The following is a 16698-nucleotide window of genomic DNA, read 5'->3' as shown; positions in this document are numbered from 1 at the left end:
AGAACGACGAAATGCCCCTTTCGCGGCGTGATCTACTCAAGGCTCAGGCAGCAGCCATCGCTGCAGCGGCGGCTGGCATCAACGTTCCGGCGGCCGCTCAGTCGATTGCCGGCGGCGTCGGGTCGCTGTCCATCAAATGGTCGAAGGCGCCGTGCCGGTTCTGCGGCACCGGTTGTGGCGTCATGGTCGGCGTCAAGGACAACAAGGTCGTCGCCACCCATGGCGACACGCTGGCGGAAGTAAACCGCGGCCTGAACTGCATCAAGGGCTACTTCCTCTCCAAGATCATGTACGGCGCCGACCGCCTGACCACGCCCCTCCTCCGCAAGAAGAACGGCGTGTTCGACAAGAACGGCGAACTCACGCCGGTGAGCTGGGACGAAGCATTCGACACCATGGCGCAGCGCGCCAAAGCGACGCTGAAAGAAAAAGGACCGACTGCAATCGGCATGTTCGGATCGGGCCAATGGACGATCCTCGAAGGTTATGCCGCGACCAAGCTGATGCGCGCGGGTTTCCGCTCCAACAATCTCGATCCCAATGCACGGCATTGCATGGCGTCTGCGGCCGTGGCTTTCATGCGCACCTTCGGCATGGACGAGCCGATGGGATGCTATGATGACTTCGAGGCCGCCGATGCCTTCGTGCTGTGGGGCTCGAACATGGCCGAGATGCATCCGATCCTGTGGACGCGCCTCACCGATCGCCGCCTTGGTCATCCGCATGTGAAAGTCGCGGTGCTCTCGACCTTCACGCATCGCAGCTCTGACCTTGCCGACATCCCGATCGTGTTCAAGCCGGGCACTGATCTGGCCATTCTCAACTTCATCGCCAACCACATTATCTCGACTGGTCGCGTGAACACCGAATTCGTCAACAACCATACGACGTTCGTGAAGGGCACGACGGACATCGGCTACGGGTTGCGTCCCGAACATCCGCTGGAGAAGAAAGCCAAGGGCGCAGCCACGGCCGCAGCGACGACGCCAATCGATTTCGCGGCCTACGCCGAATTCGTGAAGGACTATTCGCTCGAGAAGGTGTCGAAGCTGACCGGTGTCGAGCCCGGCTTTCTGCTGGAGCTCGCCGAGCTCTATGCCGATCCGAAGCGCAAGGTGATGTCGCTCTGGACCATGGGTTTCAACCAGCACGTCCGCGGCGTCTGGGCCAACCAGCTCGTCTACAACATCCATCTGCTGACTGGCAAAATCTCCGAGCCCGGCAACTCGCCGTTCTCGCTGACGGGCCAGCCATCGGCCTGCGGCACGGCGCGCGAGGTCGGCACCTTCGCGCACCGCCTCCCCGCCGACATGGTGGTAACCAACCCGGAGCACCGCAAGCACGCTGAAGAAATCTGGCGCGTGCCGCATGGCCTCCTGCCCGACAAGATCGGTTATCACGCCGTCGAGCAGGACCGCATGCTGCATGACGGCAAGCTGAACTTCTACTGGGTTCAGGTGAACAACAATGTGCAGGCGGCGCCCAACAGTTCGGGTGAGACATATCCGGGCTATCGCAACCCCGCCAACTTCATCGTCGTATCGGATGCCTATCCGACGGTGACGGCGATGTCCGCCGATTGCGTGTTGCCGGCGGCGATGTGGGTCGAGAAGGAAGGCGCCTACGGCAATGCCGAACGACGCACCCATGTCTGGCGCCAGCTGGTCGATGCGCCCGGCCAGGCGCGCTCGGATCTCTGGCAGCTGATGGAGTTCTCCAAGCGGTTCACGACGGACGAGGTGTGGCCCGCCGACCTCCTCGACGCCAATCCGAACTACAAGGGCAAGACGCTGTTCGATGTGCTGTATCGCAACGGCGAGGTCGACAAATTTCCCGTCGGCGAAATCCCCGCTGACTATGGAAACCACGAGTCCAAGGACTTCGGTTTCTATGTGCAGAAGGGGCTGTTCGAGGAATATGCCACGTTCGGCCGCGGCCATGGCCACGACCTTGCGCCCTGGGACGCCTATCACGAGGTGCGCGGCCTTCGCTGGCCGGTGGTCAATGGCAAGGAGACCAAGTGGCGCTACCGCGAAGGTCTCGATCCCTACGTGAAGCCGGGCAAGAAGATCGAATTCTACGGCAACCCGGATGGACGCGCGCGCATCATCGCGGTGCCCTATGAGCCGCCGGCCGAGTCGCCCGATGCTGAGTTCGATCTCTGGCTGGTGACCGGCCGTGTGCTGGAGCACTGGCACTCCGGTTCGATGACCATGCGCGTCCCTGAACTCTACAAGGCGTTTCCCGGCGCGCGCTGCTTCATGCATGCCGAAGACGCGCGCGCACGCGGCTTGAACCAGGGCGCCGAAATCCGGCTGATGTCGCGGCGCGGTGAGATCCGCACGCGCGTCGATACGACCGGACGTAACCGCATGCCCCGCGGCGTGGTGTTCGTGCCGTGGTTCGATGCCAGCCAGCTGATCAACAAGGTCACGCTGGATGCAACCGACCCGATCTCCAAACAGGCGGACTTCAAGAAATGCGCGGTCAAGATCGTTTCCGTTTAAGTGCGATGAAGACGGTCATCGCGGCAATCATCGCCGGCACCATGGTGCTGGTGTCCGGTGCGATCTATGCGCAGTCTGTCCAGACAACGCCACGGATCGTGCCGCGCGTCACCGGCGCAGCGCAGCCGATGGGCGACGTTCCTGCGCCGCCCTTCCCGCGGCCCGTCACCGACGACAAGCGCGTGATGCGGAACTATCCGGAGCAGCCGCCGGTCATTCCGCATTCGATCGAAAACTATCAGCTCACGCTGCGGGCCAATCGCTGTCTTGAATGCCATCGCCGCGAGTATACCGAAGGCTCCGGTGCGCCGATGATCAGCATTACGCATTTCATGGATCGCGATGGCCAGATGCTCGCCGATGTGACACCGCGACGCTATTTCTGCACGGCCTGCCACGTGCCGCAAACCGATGCGCGTCCGCTGGTACCGAACACCTTCACCGACATGAAGGCATCCGGCAGGTGAGCGCCATGAAGTGGTTGATATCCAAGTTTCTGTGGTTCTGGCGCATCGCCAGCCGACCGGCCACGCATATCAGTCTCGGCGTGCTGGCGCTGGGCGGCTTCCTCGGTGGCGTGATCTTCTGGGGCGGTTTCAATACGGCGCTGGAAGTCACCAATACCGAGAAATTCTGCACCGGCTGTCATGAGATGCGTGACAACGTGTATCAGGAGCTGCAGCGAACGCCGCATTTCGCCAATCGATCCGGCGTGCGTGCCACCTGTCCGGATTGCCATGTGCCGCATAACTGGACCGACAAGATCGCGCGCAAGATGCAGGCGTCGAAGGAAGTGTGGGGCAAGATTTTCGGCACGATCTCGACGCGCGAGAAGTTCCTCGACATGCGTCTGGAGCTTGCCAAACATGAATGGGCGCGCCTGAAGGCCAATGACTCGCTGGAGTGCCGCAACTGCCACTCGGCGATCGCAATGGATTTCACCAAACAGGCGCCCCGCGCGGCGGCGATCCATGCCAAGTTCCTCGTCACCGGCGAGCGCACCTGTATCGATTGCCACAAGGGCATCGCGCATGAATTGCCTGACATGTCCGGGATCGAGCCCGGCTGGAGCGCCCCGGCCGAACTTCGCGACCGCCATAGCCACCACACGCCCGATGCGGATCGGTTGTCGCGCTATCTGGCATCGGTGAAGGAGACGCAGCCGTAGGGTGAATGAGCGAAGCTGACCCACCCTACGGCACAGCTCAGTTCATCGTGATGTTGGCCTTCTCGATCACACTCTTCCAGCGCTGCGTCTCGCTGGCGATGTATTTGGCGAACTCGTCCGGCGGGACCGCCACGGCGACGGCGCCGAGCTCGGACATCTTCTTCTTCGTCTCGGGCAACTGCATGAATTCGCGGATCGAGACCGACAGTCTGTCGGTGATCGCCTTCGGCGTGCCGGCCGGTGCCATGAAGCCGTGCCAGGCGACGGCTTCAAAACCCGGCAGGAATTCGGACACCGCCGGCAGGTTCGGATCAAACTCGGCGCGCTTCGGCGAGGCCGTCGCCAGCATCGCGAGCTTGCCGGCCGCCGCATGCGGCAGCAGCAGTGGCACGTTGTCGAAGGCGATATCGATCTGGCCGCTCAGCAAGTCCGTGACCATCTGGCTTGAACCCTTGTAAGGCACGTGCACCATCTTGGTGCCGGTCATCTGCTGGAACAGTTCGCCGGCAAGATGCTGCGTGGTGCCGACGCCGGCCGAACCGAATGTCACCTTGTCGGGATTGGCTTTGATATAGGCGATCAGGTCCGGCACCGCGCGCGCCGCGATCCTGGTCGGGTTCACTACCAAGACATTTGGCACCATGCTGATCTGCGCGATCGGCACGAGATCCTTTTCAGGATTGTAGGACAGTTTTGCGCCATACAGCGTCGGATTGATCGACAGCGCCGAGGTGCTGGCAAGGCCGATCGTGTAGCCATCAGGCGTAGCGCGGGCGACGCGGGTGACGCCGATGATACTGCCGGCGCCGCCGACATTCTCGATGATGACGGTCGCGCCCATCTTCTTCTGCAGATGTTCCGACACCATGCGCGCAAAGATATCGGCGGTGCCGCCGGCGGCAAACGGAACGATGCTGGTGATCGGGCGGCTCGGGTAATTCGTGTCCTGGGCCGTCGCTTGCGTGAGCGTTCCAAGCGTCAGGCAGGCAGCCGTCAGGATTGACCGAAGTCTCATTGAACATTCCTCCATGTGTTTTTCTATTTTGATCGTCGGCGTCCTTTGGTGGACGCTCGATATCGCAGGTGGTGACGAACGTGACGTCGTCACCACCTGCGTGGTCGCCTAGTTCATCGTGACGTTGGCCTTCTCCATCACACCCTTCCAGCGCAAGGTCTCGCTGGCGATGTATTTGGTGAACTCATCCTGTGGGATCGCCACGGCGACTGCGCCGAGTTCAGCCATCTTCTTCTTGGTCTCCGGCAGGCTCATGAATTCGCGGATTTCCGCCGAGAGCTTGTCGACGATCGGTTTCGGAGTCGCAGCAGGCGCGATGAAGCCGTGCCAGGCTACAGCCTCGAAGCCCGGCAGGAATTCGGCGACGGCCGGCACATTCGCGTCGAACTCGGCGCGCTTCGGCGTTGCCGTGGCGAGCATCGCCAGCTTGCCGCCGGCCACATGCGGCAGCAGCAGCGGGACGTTGTCGAAAGCGATGTCGATCTGACCCGAGATCAGGTCGGTGACCATCTGGCTCGAGCCCTTGTAGGGCACGTGAACCATCTTGGTGCCGGTCATCTGCTGGAACAACTCGCCGGCAAGATGCTGCGACGTGCCCGGTCCGGCCGAGCCGAACGTCACTTTGTCTGGATTGGCCTTCATGTATTCGATCAACTCTGGAACCGTGCGGGCCTTGATGCGATCGGGATTCACCACCAGCACGTTAGGTACGATGCTCACTTGGGCGAAGGCCACCAGATCCTTCTCCGGCTGGAACTGAAGCTTGCTGCCATAGAGCGAGGGCGCGATCGCCAGCGGCGAGGTGCTGGCGAGGCCGATCGTGTAGCCATCAGGCTGCGCCTTGGCGACACGGTTGACGCCGATATTGCCGCCGGCGCCGCCCATATTTTCGACCAGCACGGTGGCGCCGAGCTTCTTTTGCAGGTTCTCCGACACCATGCGGGCGATGATGTCCACGGTGCCGCCGGCCGCGAAGGGCACGACGATGGTGATCGGCTTGGTGGGGTATTTCGCATCTTGCGCGCTCGCCTGCCCGACGGCGCCCACGGCGACGCAGGCCGCCATCAGGATGGATTTGATCTTCATGCGTGTTCCTCTTCTCGAATGAGTGTTCTGATGAATGCTTGCGGCCGCCTCGCTTATTGCGCAGGCAGCACTTTTCCGGGATTCATGATGTCGTTCGGATCCAGCATCTGCTTGACGCTACGCAGCAGCCGCAGCTCGGTCGGCTTGGTGACGCGTGCAAGCCGTTCGCGATTGGCGATGCCGATGCCGTGCTCGGCACTGATGCTGCCGCCGAGCGCGACGGTCTCTTCATCGACGATGGTGTTGATGCCGCGGATCGTGTCCTGGATCTGATCCTTCTGGTTCTGCTCGAGGCCTGGAATGATCGCGAGGATGTGGATGTTGCCATCGCCGATATGGCCGTGCATCACGATGCGTGCGTCGGGCCGATAGGCGGCGATGCGCTTCTCCACCTGCGTGACGAACGTTGCCTGCTGCGACAAGGGCACGGCGCTATCGTGCGAGATGACGTAACCGGCCTTCTTGCTGCCTTCCGACACGCTGTGGCGGATCTTCCAGAACGCCGCGGCCTGCGTCTCGCTGGAGGCCACCAGCGCATCGGCGACCAGCTCGCGCTCATAGGCATTGCTGAGCAACGCTTCGAGCGCTGCATTCAGATCCACCGACACCAGCGTGTCGACGAGCTCGATCAGCACGTACCAGGGCGTATCCAGCTCGAACGGGATGTTCACTAGCGGCAGGTTCTCGGCGATAACCTCGATCTGGCCGCGCGACATCACCTCGAAGGCGCCGATGCGGTCACCGAGTTCGGTACGTGCCTGCGCGAGCAGGTCGAGCACCGCATCGATGCTGTTCAACTTGGCGAAGGACACTGCCCTCGCCCTTGGCTTCGGAAACAGCTTCAGTACAGCACCAGTGATGATGCCGAGCGTGCCTTCGGCGCCGATGAAGAGCTGCTTGGTATCGAAGCCCGTGGAGTCCTTGCGCAGCGCCGTCATGCCGTCGAGGATCTCGCCATCGGGCAGCACGACTTCGAGGCCAAGCGTGAGTTCGCGTGTGGTGCCGTAGCGCAACACGGCGGTGCCTCCGGCATTGGTGGAAAGATTGCCGCCGATCTGGCACGAACCTTCAGCGCCAAGGCTGAGCGGAAACAGGCGGTCGATATCGTCGGCAGCCTTCTGGATGTCAGCGAGGATGCAGCCGGCGTCGACGGCGATGGAATCGCCGAGACGGCTGACGCTGCGGATCCTGTTGAGGCGATCGAGACGCAGCACAATCATGGTGTGCTCGCCGAGCGGAGTCGCAGCGCCGCACATGCCGGTGTTGCCGCCCTGCGGGACAATCGCGATGCCCGCAGCCGCACAGACCTTCACGACATCAGAGACTTCCTGCGTCGAGCCGGGTTTCACGACGGCCAACGCCTTGCCGTGATAGCGGCCGCGCCAGTCCACCACATAGGGTTCGAAATCGCCGCCGGGGCCGATGACGTGACGGGGGTCGCCGACGATGCCGGCCAGCGTTGCAAGAAATGCGGTATGGTCAGTCAATTCACTCTCCCCGTCACCGGAACGACAGGTCGAGCAGACGGCCTTCGAACAGGCGGTCGCGCGACGTTTCGAGATGGAGACGCATGGCCGTGCGCGCTGCCTCGGCATCGCGGTCACGGATCGCTTCAAAAATACTGCTGTGTTCCTCGAACACCTGCTCGAGGCCGGGCCGCGGCCCCATCAGCGACAGGCCGTGCAGCTTCATGCCGACAGCGACATGGTCCTTGAGGGCGTTCAGCGAGGTCGCGAAATAGTGGTTGTTGGTCGCCTCGGAGACAGCGAGATGGAAGGCGTAGTCGGCGTCTTCGCGATGCTTGCGCTTCTTGGTCGCCTCGCGCAGCAGGCCGAGCGCGGCTTCCATCTTGCCGAGATTGTCGTCGCTGCGTCGGAGCGCTGCAAAATGCGCGGCATCGGCTTCCATGGTGATGCGGAATTCGAAGCAACGCTGGATGTCCGCGATGGTCTCCACCCGCGCGAAGCCGAGTGGCTGTGGCTGCGCACGCATCTGGACGAAACTGCCTGCGCCCTGTCGCGACGTGATCAGGCCGTCTTCGCGCAACCGGCCGAGCGCTTCGCGCAGCACCGGGCGGGAGACGTCGAACATATCGGAAAGTTCGTGCTCGCCGGGTAGCTTCTGGTCCGGCGCGTAGTCGCCATTGGCGATGCGCTGCGCGAGTTCGCCATAGACCTTGTCGACGAGCGAACCAGCGGCACCGCGCGGACGCGGCGCTTCAGGCAATTCAGAGGGATCAATCGGCTTCATGATCAGTCAAACCGCGGCTCACAGGGATGGCGGCGGAGGTTTCGTGTGACAGTCCGATCGCCCGGGAGCGCCGTCGCATGGAAACACTTCCTCGCCCAAAAATTTCGGCGACCATGGGAGGCGGCGGCAAACTTGTCAACATGTCAATGTCGCGCAGATGGACTGTAATGGTTGTATATCATTGATATATAAAGGTTAAATCGCATGATCTGATCAAATATCGTGCTGCGTCGCACAAATTCTGGCAACTTGTCAGGTTGCTGAAATCGTGGTCGAACGCTCGCTCAATCGGAAAGGACCAGGCGTGACCAACGGACTGAACGGCAAGGCTATCGTGATCATCGGCGCAAGCTCCGGCATCGGCGCTGCCGTGGCGAAGAAATTCGGCGCCCTCGGTGCCAGGCTGATCGTGCACTACAACGGCAATCCGGAAGGCGCCGAGGAAGTGGTCGCCAATATCCGCGCGAGTGGTGGCACGGCTGACCTAGTGCGCGGCGACGTGTCGGAGCGTACTGAGGCTGCGCGCGTGATCGACGAAGCCCATGCCAAGCTCGGCCGCATCGACGTGCTGATCAACAATGCCGGTGCCATGTTCGGCCGCACCTCGATCGCGAACGCCACCGACGAGCAGTATGACGACGTGATCGACCTCAATATCGGCTCGGTGTTCTTCGCCTGCCGCAAGGCCGCGAAGATCATGGAGACGCAGCGTTCAGGCTCGATCATCAACACGACGTCGGTTGCGGCCCGCAATGGCGGCAGCGGCGGCGCCGGTCTCTATGGCTCGGCCAAGGGTTTTGTCTCGACGATCACGCGTGTGCTGGCGAAGGAGCTGGCTCCGTTCAACGTGCGCGCCAATGCGGTGGCACCGGGCGTGATCATGACGCCGTTCCACCAGCGCTATTCGACCGCGGAGCAGCTCGAAGGCGCCCGCCAGGGCATCCCGCTCGGCCGGATCGGCACGCCGGAGGATTGCGTCGGCGCCTATCAGTTCCTCGCCGACGAGACCATGAGCAGCTACATCACCGGTCAGGTCATCGAGGTGAATGGCGGCCAGATCATGCCGTAACGTATTTACCTCTCCCTGCTTGCGGGGAGAGGTAAAAAACAAGCGCTTCGTTAGAAGAACTCCTGCAACACGCACCCGAAAGAGCACAACGATGACAGCTCCCTTCCCGACCGGCGTCTACTGCGCCGCGACCACCCCCTTCAACGCCGACCTGTCGGTGGATCAGGGCCTGTTCACCTCCCACTGCCAGCGCCTGCTCGATGACGGCTGCACCGGCATCGCCATGCTCGGCACCACCGGCGAGGCCAATTCGCTGTCATCGCGCGAGCGCATGGCACTGCTGGAAGCCGTGGTGAAATCCGGGATCGCGCCGTCGAAGCTGCTGCCGGGCACCGGCGTTGCGTCGATCATGGAAACGGTCGAACTCACGAAGCACGCTGTCGCCAATGGCGTCGGTGCCGTCGTGATGCTGCCACCGTTCTACTACAAGGGCGTGTCCGATGATGGCATCGTCGATGCCTATACGGCTGTGATCGAGCGCGTCGCCGATCCGCGCCTGCGCGTTGTGCTCTATCACATCCCGCAGATGTCGGCGGTGCCGATCTCGCTCGACGTCATCGATCGGTTGCGCAAGCGCTTCCCGGAGATAGTGGTCGGTATCAAGGATTCCGCGGGCGAGTTCGCCAACATGAGCGCTATCGTCGACCGCTTCCCGGGTTTCTCGGTACTGGTCGGCGCCGATCCCCTAATGTTGAAGCTGCTGCCGATGGGCGGCGCCGGCTGCATCACGGCGACCTCCAACCTCGTGAGCCGCGAGCTCGCCACGGTGTTCAATGGCTACAAGGATCCGGCCAAGGCGGCCGAGGTTGCTACTGCGCAGGAGCGTATCGTCGCGGCGCGCAATGCGGTGTCCAGCTATGCGCAGCTTCCCTCGCTCAAGGTGCTGCTGGCGAAGCGCGACAACAATGACAATTGGCTGCGGGTGCGTCCGCCGCTGACGGGCCTCAGTGCTGCCGAAGCGGCCAAGGTCCGCGAGTCGCTGTCCGTCTAGACAGCCGTGGCTGCGAACGCGCGCCAGCCTTTGGCGCGTAGTTCGCAGGCCGGGCACTTGCCGCAGCCATAGCCCCAGTCGTGTAACGCGCCGCGCTCACCGAGATAGCAGGTGTGCGAGTGTTCGCGGATCAGGTCGACGAGGCCCTGCCCGCCAAGCTCATGCGCCAGCGCCCAGGTCGCCGCCTTGTCGCGCCACATCAGCGGCGTGTGCAGCGTGAAATTCTTGGCCATGCCGAGATTGAGCGCCTGCTGCAGCGCCTTGATGGTGTCGTCGCGACAATCGGGATAGCCGGAGTAATCCGTCTCGCACATGCCGCCGATGATGTGGGTGATGCCGCGTCGATAGGCCAGCGCTGCGGCGAATGTCAGGAACACCAGATTGCGGCCGGGCACGAAGGTGTTGGGCAGCCCGTCGGCCCCCATCTCGATGGCGACGTCACGCGTCAGCGCGGTGTCGGAAATGTCGCTCAGCGTGGGGATGTCCAGCGTGTGGCTGTCACCGAGTTTCGTGGCCCAATCAGCATTCAAGGCCTTCACGCCCGCCAGCAGCTTGTCGCGGCTGTCGAGTTCGATGGCGTGGCGCTGGCCGTAAGCGAAGCCGAGCATCTCGACGCGCTTGAAGCGCGCCAGCGCCCAGGCCAGACAGGTTGCGGAATCCTGGCCGCCGGAGAACAGCACCAGCGCGGTTTGATCTGGGAAAGTGTCGCTCATCGGCTGCAGATAGCACTCCCCAGAGCTGTGTGAAAGACAGGCAAAACCGGGCATTTCCGCTGGGCCACGCCGCCGTCCTGCGGCATAGCAAAGGCTCCTGCTGTGAACCGTGGTGCCTCATGACCCCTTCCCGCGATATCGCCGGCCTGATCGAGATCATGGCCCAGTTGCGCACGCCCGTGACCGGCTGCCCATGGGATCTGGAGCAGGACTTCGCGAGTATCGCGCCCTATACGATCGAGGAGGCCTATGAGGTCGCCGATGCCATCGTCAGGCACGATCTCCACGACCTCTGCGACGAACTCGGAGATCTCTTGCTGCAGGTGGTGTTCCACGCCCGGATGGCCGAAGAGCAGAACGCATTCGCGTTCGGCGACGTCGTGGAGGCGATCACCCGCAAGATGATCCGCCGGCATCCGCATGTGTTTCCCGGCAAGGATGGCAAGATCGCACCGACGGATGTGAAGGGGACGTGGGGGCGTATCAAGGCCGAGGAAAAGGCTGAACGCGCCGCCCGGCGCGGCGTTGAGGCCGCGCCGCCCTCCTCGTTCCTTGCCAGCGTCAAGGCCGGGCAACCCGCGTTGAGCCAGGCCATGGAGCTGCAGACAAAAGCCTCCAGCGTCGGCTTTGACTGGAATGACCCACGCGCGGTGCTGGCGAAAATCCGCGAGGAAGCCGACGAGATCGAAGCCGCACTCGATCGCGGCGATCAGTCCGAAGTGGCGGCCGAGACCGGCGATCTGATGTTCGCGCTGGTCAATCTCGCGCGGCACGTGAAGGCAGATCCGGAGCTGGCGCTCCGCGGCACCAATGCGAAATTCGAACGGCGCTTCGGCTATATCGAACGGGCGCTCGCGGCGAAGGGAAGCTCGCTACAGGAGGCGTCGCTCGGACAGATGGATGCGCTGTGGAACGAGGCGAAGGGTAACGAAATCGCGGATTGAATGACTCGCAACCGCCAAGGAACAATCGACGATGACACTGACTGACGTCCTCGGCGGTCTTCTGGCGGGCGGTGTCGGCGGCATGGCGTCCGGCTTGCTCGGTATTACCAGTGGCGGAATCCTCGTCCCGCTGCTGGTGCTCCTGCTTGGCAAAGATCAGCACGTCGCCCAGGGCGTTTCTCTCGTCGTGCAGGTCGTGCCCACCAGTCTTTCCGGCGTCCGCAACTATCAACGCAGCGGCCATCACGTGCCGCCGCGCTGGCTTGCCTGGCTGGCCATCGGATTTGCAGTGGGCGGGTGCGTTGGCGCCTTGCTCGCAACAACCGTTTCTGCTCGCGCGCTGCAATGGACTTTTGTCGGCTATCTGCTGGTTCTCGAAGTGATCGTCATCCGTCGGCCGTCACGTCCCGAGCTCGAAGGCACTGCAGACGAAGCGAAAGAGGTGCCGTTACGCGGGTCAGCGCTCGTTGCCATCGGCGCGGTCGCGGGCTGGTCGTCGGGATTTCTGGGGATCGGCGGCGGGCTTGCGATCACCGCCTTGATGACGGGCCTGCTGAAGGTGTCCCAGCATCAATCCCAGGCCCTTAGCCTTGCCGTCACAGCACTACCCGTCACTTTACCGGCCGCCCTGCTCTATGTGCAGCAGGGCACAGAGCTGCCGTGGCTCGCGATTGCAAGTCTGATCATTGGGCTGTGGATCGGTACCGGTCTTGGATCATGGCTGGCGAATCGCATGAGTCAGAGAGCTTTGCGGATGACACTCATCGCTGTCATCGCCAGCATGGCAGTGTTCATGGCGTTTAAAGCTGCAACCTGAACAACAACGGAGTTTCGTCAGGCACTCAGATCCACGACCGGATGCAGCACCGCACTGAACCGACTCATGACGATATCGCGTTTGGTCTCATCGACACGCACCACCATGTCGAAATGGCCGTCGTGCAATTCTTTCACCAGTACTTCCGCATTGCGATGCAGCCAGCTCACGCCGGCACCGTCCGCAGCGTCGATCGACAGATCCAGCGTGATGCGGCTGGCGGCGAGCCGTGTTTCGATGGCAGCGAGCAGATCGTCGATGCCCTCGCCGGTTTCGGCTGAGACCATGAAGCACGGCTTGTCCAGCGGCCGCCGCGCCGCGATATTGGCGAGGTTCTCGCGCTCCTCCGGAGGGAAACGATCGATCTTGTTCCAGACTTCGAGAATGCGCGCTGTTGCATCCGTATCGATGCCGAGCTTGCGCAGCACGTTGTCGACGTCGCTTTGCTGCGCTTCCGCATCCTCATGCGAGATGTCGCGGACATGGAGAATGATGTCGGCTTCCAGTACCTCTTCCAGCGTCGCGCGAAACGCGGCTACGAGCTGGGTCGGCAGGTTGGAGATGAAGCCCACCGTGTCCGACAGCATGGCCTTGCCGCCATGCGGCAGCGTCAGCGCGCGCAGCGTCGGATCGAGGGTCGCGAACAACATGTCCTCGGCCTGCACGTCGGCGCGCGTCAGCCGGTTGAACAGCGTCGACTTGCCGGCATTGGTGTAACCGACCAGCGCAACAACGCGATACGGCACGCGCTGGCGGCCGGCGCGATGCAGGCGCCGCGTCGCCTGGACCTTCTTCAGATCGGCTTCGAGCCGCGCGATGCGGTCGCCGATCATGCGGCGATCCGCCTCGATCTGGGTTTCGCCGGGGCCGCCCATGAAGCCAAAGCCGCCGCGCTGGCGCTCCAGATGGGTCCATGAGCGGACGAGACGGCTGCGCTGATAGTTGAGATGCGCGAGCTCGACCTGCAGCGTGCCTTCCTTGGTCTTGGCACGGCGGCCGAAGATTTCGAGGATGAGGCCGGTACGGTCGAGCACCTTGGCCTTCAGTTCCTTTTCGAGATTGCGCTGCTGGATCGGCGACAGCGCGCAGTCCATCACCACGATGCCTATCTCGTTCGCCGCGATCAGGCCGGCGATCTCCTCGACCTTGCCCTTGCCGAGATAGGTGGCCGGGCGGATCTGGCTCAGCGGCGCGGCAACGGCCTCGACCACGGTGAGGTCAATGGCGCGTGCGAGACCGACCGCCTCTTCGAGCCGGGCTTCCGTATCGCGGACATGAGAATAGGCTTGCGCGTCGGCGTCGCCCCGCCGTTCGCGCAGGTAAGGACCGACCACGAGAACGCGGCCGGTCGATTCGCTGCTGGCCGAGGGCCGGTCAGCAGCATTGCCTTCGAAGCTACGAAATTCCAATCAAGCGTCTCTCAGGAGTTCGCTCAAGCCGGATCCTCGCCACCCTCAAAAAGCTGAATCGGTGCGCCCGGCATGATGGTCGAGATCGCATGCTTATACACCAGCTGCGAGTGTCCGTCGCGCCGGAGCAGAAGACAGAAATTATCGAACCAGGTGACAATGCCCTGCAATTTGACGCCGTTCACCAGAAAGATCGTGAGCGGAGTCTTGGTCTTGCGTACGTGGTTGAGGAAGGTGTCCTGTAGATTCTGTGCGCGGTCTGCCGCCATTTTTTTTAATCCCGCAGTCTGTTTTGTTGCTTTTTTTGAACCCGGCGCAGCCCTCTCCGGGGCCTTACCAAGCTGCCGCACTTTCCCCTGAGATCCCCCTCCGGGAGCGCGACGACGTGATTAGACGGCAGGCGCGCTTTTTAGGCAAGCCGGAACGCGGAATTGGTGCCTAAAAGCCCGGCAAATTTTATGAAATCGCTGCGAATTTATGGAATTCCTGCCTCAGGCGCGTCGCGATACCACCAGGCTTGCCGTCACCGATCGGTTTGCCGTCGATATTGATGACCGGCATCACGATCTGACTCGCCGACGAGACGAAGGCTTCCGCGGCGTCATAAGCCTCTGCCGGTGTGAAGTTCCGCTCTTCCAGCTTGAGCTGCATCGAAGCCAGAACCTCGATCAGTACGGCCCGGGTGATGCCTGCGAGAATGCCTGACGCGGCCGTGCGCGTCACCACCTTGCCGTCCTTGGTGACGATCCAGGCGTTGCACGACGCGCCCTCCGTGACGAAACCGTCGGCGTCGACATACCAGGCTTCATAGGCGCCCTTGTCGCGGGCTTCCTGTCGCGCCAGCACATTGGGCAGCAGGCCGACGGTCTTGATGTCGACGCGCGGCCAGCGATTCTCCGCCGTGGTGATGACCTTCACGCCCTTGGCAGCAGTCGCCTGGTTCTTGGCGAAGTTGAGCGATTTCGCCGTCACGACCACGCTGGGTTTCACGTCCGGCGACGGAAATCCGTGATCGCGATGGGCGACGCCACGGCTGATCTGCAGATAGACGATGCCGTAATTGATGCGGTTGCGACGAATGACTTCCTGCATCACCACCTTGAGCGATGTCAGCGGCATGGCCTCGGCGATGCGCAGCTCCCGCAACGAGCGCTGCATGCGCGCAATATGGCGGGGAAAGTCGACCATCTTGCCGCCGATGATCTCGCAGACCTCGTAAATGCCATCGGCGAACTGATAGCCGCGGTCCTCGACGTTCACGGCGGCATCGCGCAGGTTGACGTATTGACCATTCACATAGGCGATGCGCGACATGTTCGTTCCGAGGCTTGGGTTGAAACTTGAGGTGGGTGATTTAGCCGACGCCGAGTGCCTTGAGCTTGCGGTGCAAGGCGGAGCGCTCCATGCCGACGAATTCAGCGGTGCGCGAGATATTACCCGAAAAACGGCTGATCTGTGCAATCAGATAATCGCGTTCGAACACTTCACGGGCTTCGCGCAGCGGCAGGCCCATAATGTGCTCGCCATTGTTACTGGTCGGCATCGACGGCACCATTGAGCCGACGTCCTGCGGCAGCATGTCGGCGGTGATGATCACTTCCGGCCCGCCGCCGGCCAGGATCATGACGCGTTCGACGTTGTTGCGAAGCTGGCGGATATTGCCCGGCCAGACATGGGATTGCAGGACAGCCATGGCGTCCTCGCCGATCTGCCGCTTCGGCAGGCCCGTCGCGATGGAGATCTGCTCCATGAAATATTCGATGAGCTCCGGAATATCCTCGCGATGCTCAGACAGCGGCGGCACGCGGATCGGCACCACCGAGAGGCGATGATAAAGATCCTCACGGAAACGACCTTCGGCGATTTCCTCTTCGAGATTGCGCGCGGTCGACGAAATGATGCGGACGTCGACATTGACCTTGGTGGTTCCCCCTGCCCGCATGAAAGTCTGATCGACCAGCACGCGCAGGATCTTGTTCTGGGTCTCGCGCGGCAGATCGCCGATCTCGTCGATGAACAGCGTGCCGCCATGGGCTTCTTCCAGAGCGCCAGCCTTGCGCGCCTGTTCGCCATTGGACTGTTCGATGCCGAACAGTTCGACTTCCATGCGCTCCGGCGTAATCGCCGCAGCGTTGATGACGACGAACGGCCCCGTGGAGCGGGCAGAGGCCGTGTGCAGCGTGCGCGCGGCGAGCTCCTTGCCGGCGCCCGACGGGCCGACGATCAGAATGCGGCTATTGGCCTTCGCGGCGCGATCGATGGTCTGGCGCAGCTGGTTCATGGCGGCCGAGCGTCCCGTCAGCGAATTGGCGACCGGTGCGAGTTGCTTCAGTTCCTTGACTTCGCGTTTCAGGCGCGAGGTTTCGAGCGCGCGCGTCGCGACAAGGATCAGCCGGTCAGCCTTGAACGGCTTTTCGATGAAGTCGTAGGCGCCGCGCTTGATCGCCGCGACGGCGGTTTCGATATTGCCGTGGCCTGAGATCATCACCACAGGCAATTCGGGATTGTCGCGTTTGACCTGCTCGAGCAGTTGCAGGCCGTCGAGCTTGCTGCCCTGCAGCCAGATGTCGAGAAACACCATGTTGGGGCGGCGATTGGCGATTTCCGCGAGCGCGGAATCGCTGTCTCGTGCGGTGCGGGTGGTGAAGCCCTCATCGTCCAGAATGCCCGCAACAAGATCGCGAATATCGGCTTCATCGTCGACGATCAGAATGTCATTTGCCATGGGT

General features: G+C 62.4%; 16 protein-coding genes. 7 read left to right on the top strand and 9 right to left on the bottom strand.

Annotated features, from left to right (window positions below; all coding sequences use genetic code 11):
- The first annotated feature begins 11 nt into the window (after positions 1-11).
- The 3 genes from napA to LPB73_RS11840 are packed head-to-tail and all read left to right on the top strand — an operon-like array spanning position 12 to position 3675.
- Positions 12-2507 (top strand): periplasmic nitrate reductase subunit alpha, encoded by a 2496-nt coding sequence (gene napA / locus LPB73_RS11850; RefSeq protein WP_231080679.1) that lies wholly within the window; start codon positions 12-14, stop codon positions 2505-2507.
- Positions 2480-2974, top strand: coding sequence for a nitrate reductase cytochrome c-type subunit (locus LPB73_RS11845; protein ID WP_120289709.1), 495 nt, complete (start codon positions 2480-2482; stop codon positions 2972-2974). The genes napA and LPB73_RS11845 overlap by 28 nt, the downstream gene beginning before the upstream one ends.
- A 5-nt stretch (positions 2975-2979) precedes the next feature.
- The gene (locus LPB73_RS11840) at positions 2980-3675 is read left to right on the top strand and encodes a NapC/NirT family cytochrome c (protein ID WP_089264317.1); all 696 of its coding nucleotides are present in this window, start codon (positions 2980-2982) and stop codon (positions 3673-3675) included.
- Positions 3676-3712: 37 nt separating this feature from the next.
- On the opposite strand, the gene LPB73_RS11835 is transcribed toward LPB73_RS11840, so the two are convergent.
- The 4 genes from LPB73_RS11835 to LPB73_RS11820 all read right to left on the bottom strand — a co-directional run bounded on the left by LPB73_RS11835 (position 3713) and on the right by LPB73_RS11820 (position 8026).
- Positions 3713-4690, bottom strand: coding sequence for a Bug family tripartite tricarboxylate transporter substrate binding protein (locus tag LPB73_RS11835; protein WP_231080678.1), 978 nt, complete (start codon positions 4688-4690; stop codon positions 3713-3715).
- 108 nt (positions 4691-4798) lie between these two features.
- Complete coding sequence (locus LPB73_RS11830; protein ID WP_120289705.1) at positions 4799-5776, bottom strand: Bug family tripartite tricarboxylate transporter substrate binding protein; 978 nt, start codon at positions 5774-5776, stop codon at positions 4799-4801.
- Between the two features lie 53 nt (positions 5777-5829).
- Positions 5830-7263, bottom strand: a complete 1434-nt coding sequence (locus tag LPB73_RS11825) for an FAD-binding oxidoreductase (RefSeq protein ID WP_231080677.1) — start codon at positions 7261-7263, stop codon at positions 5830-5832.
- Between the two features lie 13 nt (positions 7264-7276).
- The gene (locus tag LPB73_RS11820) at positions 7277-8026 is read right to left on the bottom strand and encodes a FadR/GntR family transcriptional regulator (RefSeq protein WP_093758565.1); all 750 of its coding nucleotides are present in this window, start codon (positions 8024-8026) and stop codon (positions 7277-7279) included.
- A 304-nt stretch (positions 8027-8330) separates the two neighbouring features.
- Between LPB73_RS11820 and LPB73_RS11815 the strand changes: the two genes are divergently transcribed.
- Together LPB73_RS11815 and LPB73_RS11810 are read left to right on the top strand one after the other, a co-directional pair.
- On the top strand, positions 8331-9095 hold the full coding sequence (locus LPB73_RS11815) for an SDR family NAD(P)-dependent oxidoreductase (protein WP_231080676.1): 765 nt from the start codon (positions 8331-8333) through the stop codon (positions 9093-9095).
- Between the two features lie 91 nt (positions 9096-9186).
- The gene (locus tag LPB73_RS11810; RefSeq protein WP_231080675.1) at positions 9187-10086 is read left to right on the top strand and encodes a dihydrodipicolinate synthase family protein; all 900 of its coding nucleotides are present in this window, start codon (positions 9187-9189) and stop codon (positions 10084-10086) included.
- On the opposite strand, the gene queC is transcribed toward LPB73_RS11810, so the two are convergent.
- Complete coding sequence (gene queC, locus LPB73_RS11805; RefSeq protein WP_089264310.1) at positions 10083-10799, bottom strand: 7-cyano-7-deazaguanine synthase QueC; 717 nt, start codon at positions 10797-10799, stop codon at positions 10083-10085. The genes LPB73_RS11810 and queC overlap by 4 nt on opposite strands.
- Before the next feature lie 119 nt (positions 10800-10918).
- On the opposite strand from queC, the gene mazG reads away from it, so the two are divergent.
- Entirely contained in the window at positions 10919-11743 is an 825-nt protein-coding gene (gene mazG / locus LPB73_RS11800; protein ID WP_120289699.1) for a nucleoside triphosphate pyrophosphohydrolase, read from the top strand.
- A gap of 31 nt (positions 11744-11774) precedes the next feature.
- A complete protein-coding gene (locus LPB73_RS11795; protein ID WP_231080674.1) occupies positions 11775-12560 on the top strand; it encodes a sulfite exporter TauE/SafE family protein in 786 nt (261 codons plus the stop codon).
- A 17-nt stretch (positions 12561-12577) separates the two neighbouring features.
- On the opposite strand, the gene hflX is transcribed toward LPB73_RS11795, so the two are convergent.
- The 4 genes from hflX to LPB73_RS11775 all read right to left on the bottom strand — a co-directional run bounded on the left by hflX (position 12578) and on the right by LPB73_RS11775 (position 16694).
- On the bottom strand, positions 12578-13969 hold the full coding sequence (gene hflX / locus LPB73_RS11790) for a GTPase HflX (protein ID WP_175369010.1): 1392 nt from the start codon (positions 13967-13969) through the stop codon (positions 12578-12580).
- A gap of 23 nt (positions 13970-13992) precedes the next feature.
- Positions 13993-14238: an RNA chaperone Hfq gene (gene hfq / locus LPB73_RS11785; protein ID WP_068731834.1), complete on the bottom strand. Its 246-nt coding sequence runs from the start codon at positions 14236-14238 to the stop codon at positions 13993-13995.
- 187 nt (positions 14239-14425) lie between these two features.
- Positions 14426-15283, bottom strand: a complete 858-nt coding sequence (locus LPB73_RS11780) for a D-amino-acid transaminase (protein WP_089264306.1) — start codon at positions 15281-15283, stop codon at positions 14426-14428.
- A gap of 40 nt (positions 15284-15323) precedes the next feature.
- Positions 15324-16694, bottom strand: coding sequence for a sigma-54-dependent transcriptional regulator (locus LPB73_RS11775; RefSeq protein WP_089264305.1), 1371 nt, complete (start codon positions 16692-16694; stop codon positions 15324-15326).
- Positions 16695-16698 lie beyond the last annotated feature (4 nt).

Origin of the sequence: Tardiphaga sp. 37S4 (genome assembly GCF_021044645.1) — a bacterium.
GTDB classification, from domain to species: domain Bacteria; phylum Pseudomonadota; class Alphaproteobacteria; order Rhizobiales; family Xanthobacteraceae; genus Tardiphaga; species Tardiphaga robiniae.
Note: the sequence above shows the minus strand (reverse complement) of the source record. Positions and strands in the feature narration are given on the sequence as shown.

Excerpts from the sequence above, each read along its gene's own strand:
- LPB73_RS11845 (WP_120289709.1), top strand. The coding sequence starts at position 2,480 with ATGCGCGGTCAAGATCGTTTCCGTTTAAGTGCGATGAAGACGGTCATC.
- LPB73_RS11810 (WP_231080675.1), top strand. The coding sequence starts at position 9,187 with ATGACAGCTCCCTTCCCGACCGGCGTCTACTGCGCCGCGACCACCCCC.
- LPB73_RS11830 (WP_120289705.1), bottom strand. The coding sequence starts at position 5,776 with ATGAAGATCAAATCCATCCTGATGGCGGCCTGCGTCGCCGTGGGCGCC.
- LPB73_RS11795 (WP_231080674.1), top strand. The coding sequence starts at position 11,775 with ATGACACTGACTGACGTCCTCGGCGGTCTTCTGGCGGGCGGTGTCGGC.
- LPB73_RS11820 (WP_093758565.1), bottom strand. The coding sequence starts at position 8,026 with ATGAAGCCGATTGATCCCTCTGAATTGCCTGAAGCGCCGCGTCCGCGC.
- mazG (WP_120289699.1), top strand. The coding sequence starts at position 10,919 with ATGACCCCTTCCCGCGATATCGCCGGCCTGATCGAGATCATGGCCCAG.
- hfq (WP_068731834.1), bottom strand. The coding sequence starts at position 14,238 with ATGGCGGCAGACCGCGCACAGAATCTACAGGACACCTTCCTCAACCAC.
- queC (WP_089264310.1), bottom strand. The coding sequence starts at position 10,799 with ATGAGCGACACTTTCCCAGATCAAACCGCGCTGGTGCTGTTCTCCGGC.
- LPB73_RS11775 (WP_089264305.1), bottom strand. The coding sequence starts at position 16,694 with ATGGCAAATGACATTCTGATCGTCGACGATGAAGCCGATATTCGCGAT.
- napA (WP_231080679.1), top strand. The coding sequence starts at position 12 with ATGCCCCTTTCGCGGCGTGATCTACTCAAGGCTCAGGCAGCAGCCATC.
- LPB73_RS11835 (WP_231080678.1), bottom strand. The coding sequence starts at position 4,690 with ATGAGACTTCGGTCAATCCTGACGGCTGCCTGCCTGACGCTTGGAACG.
- LPB73_RS11840 (WP_089264317.1), top strand. The coding sequence starts at position 2,980 with ATGAAGTGGTTGATATCCAAGTTTCTGTGGTTCTGGCGCATCGCCAGC.
- LPB73_RS11780 (WP_089264306.1), bottom strand. The coding sequence starts at position 15,283 with ATGTCGCGCATCGCCTATGTGAATGGTCAATACGTCAACCTGCGCGAT.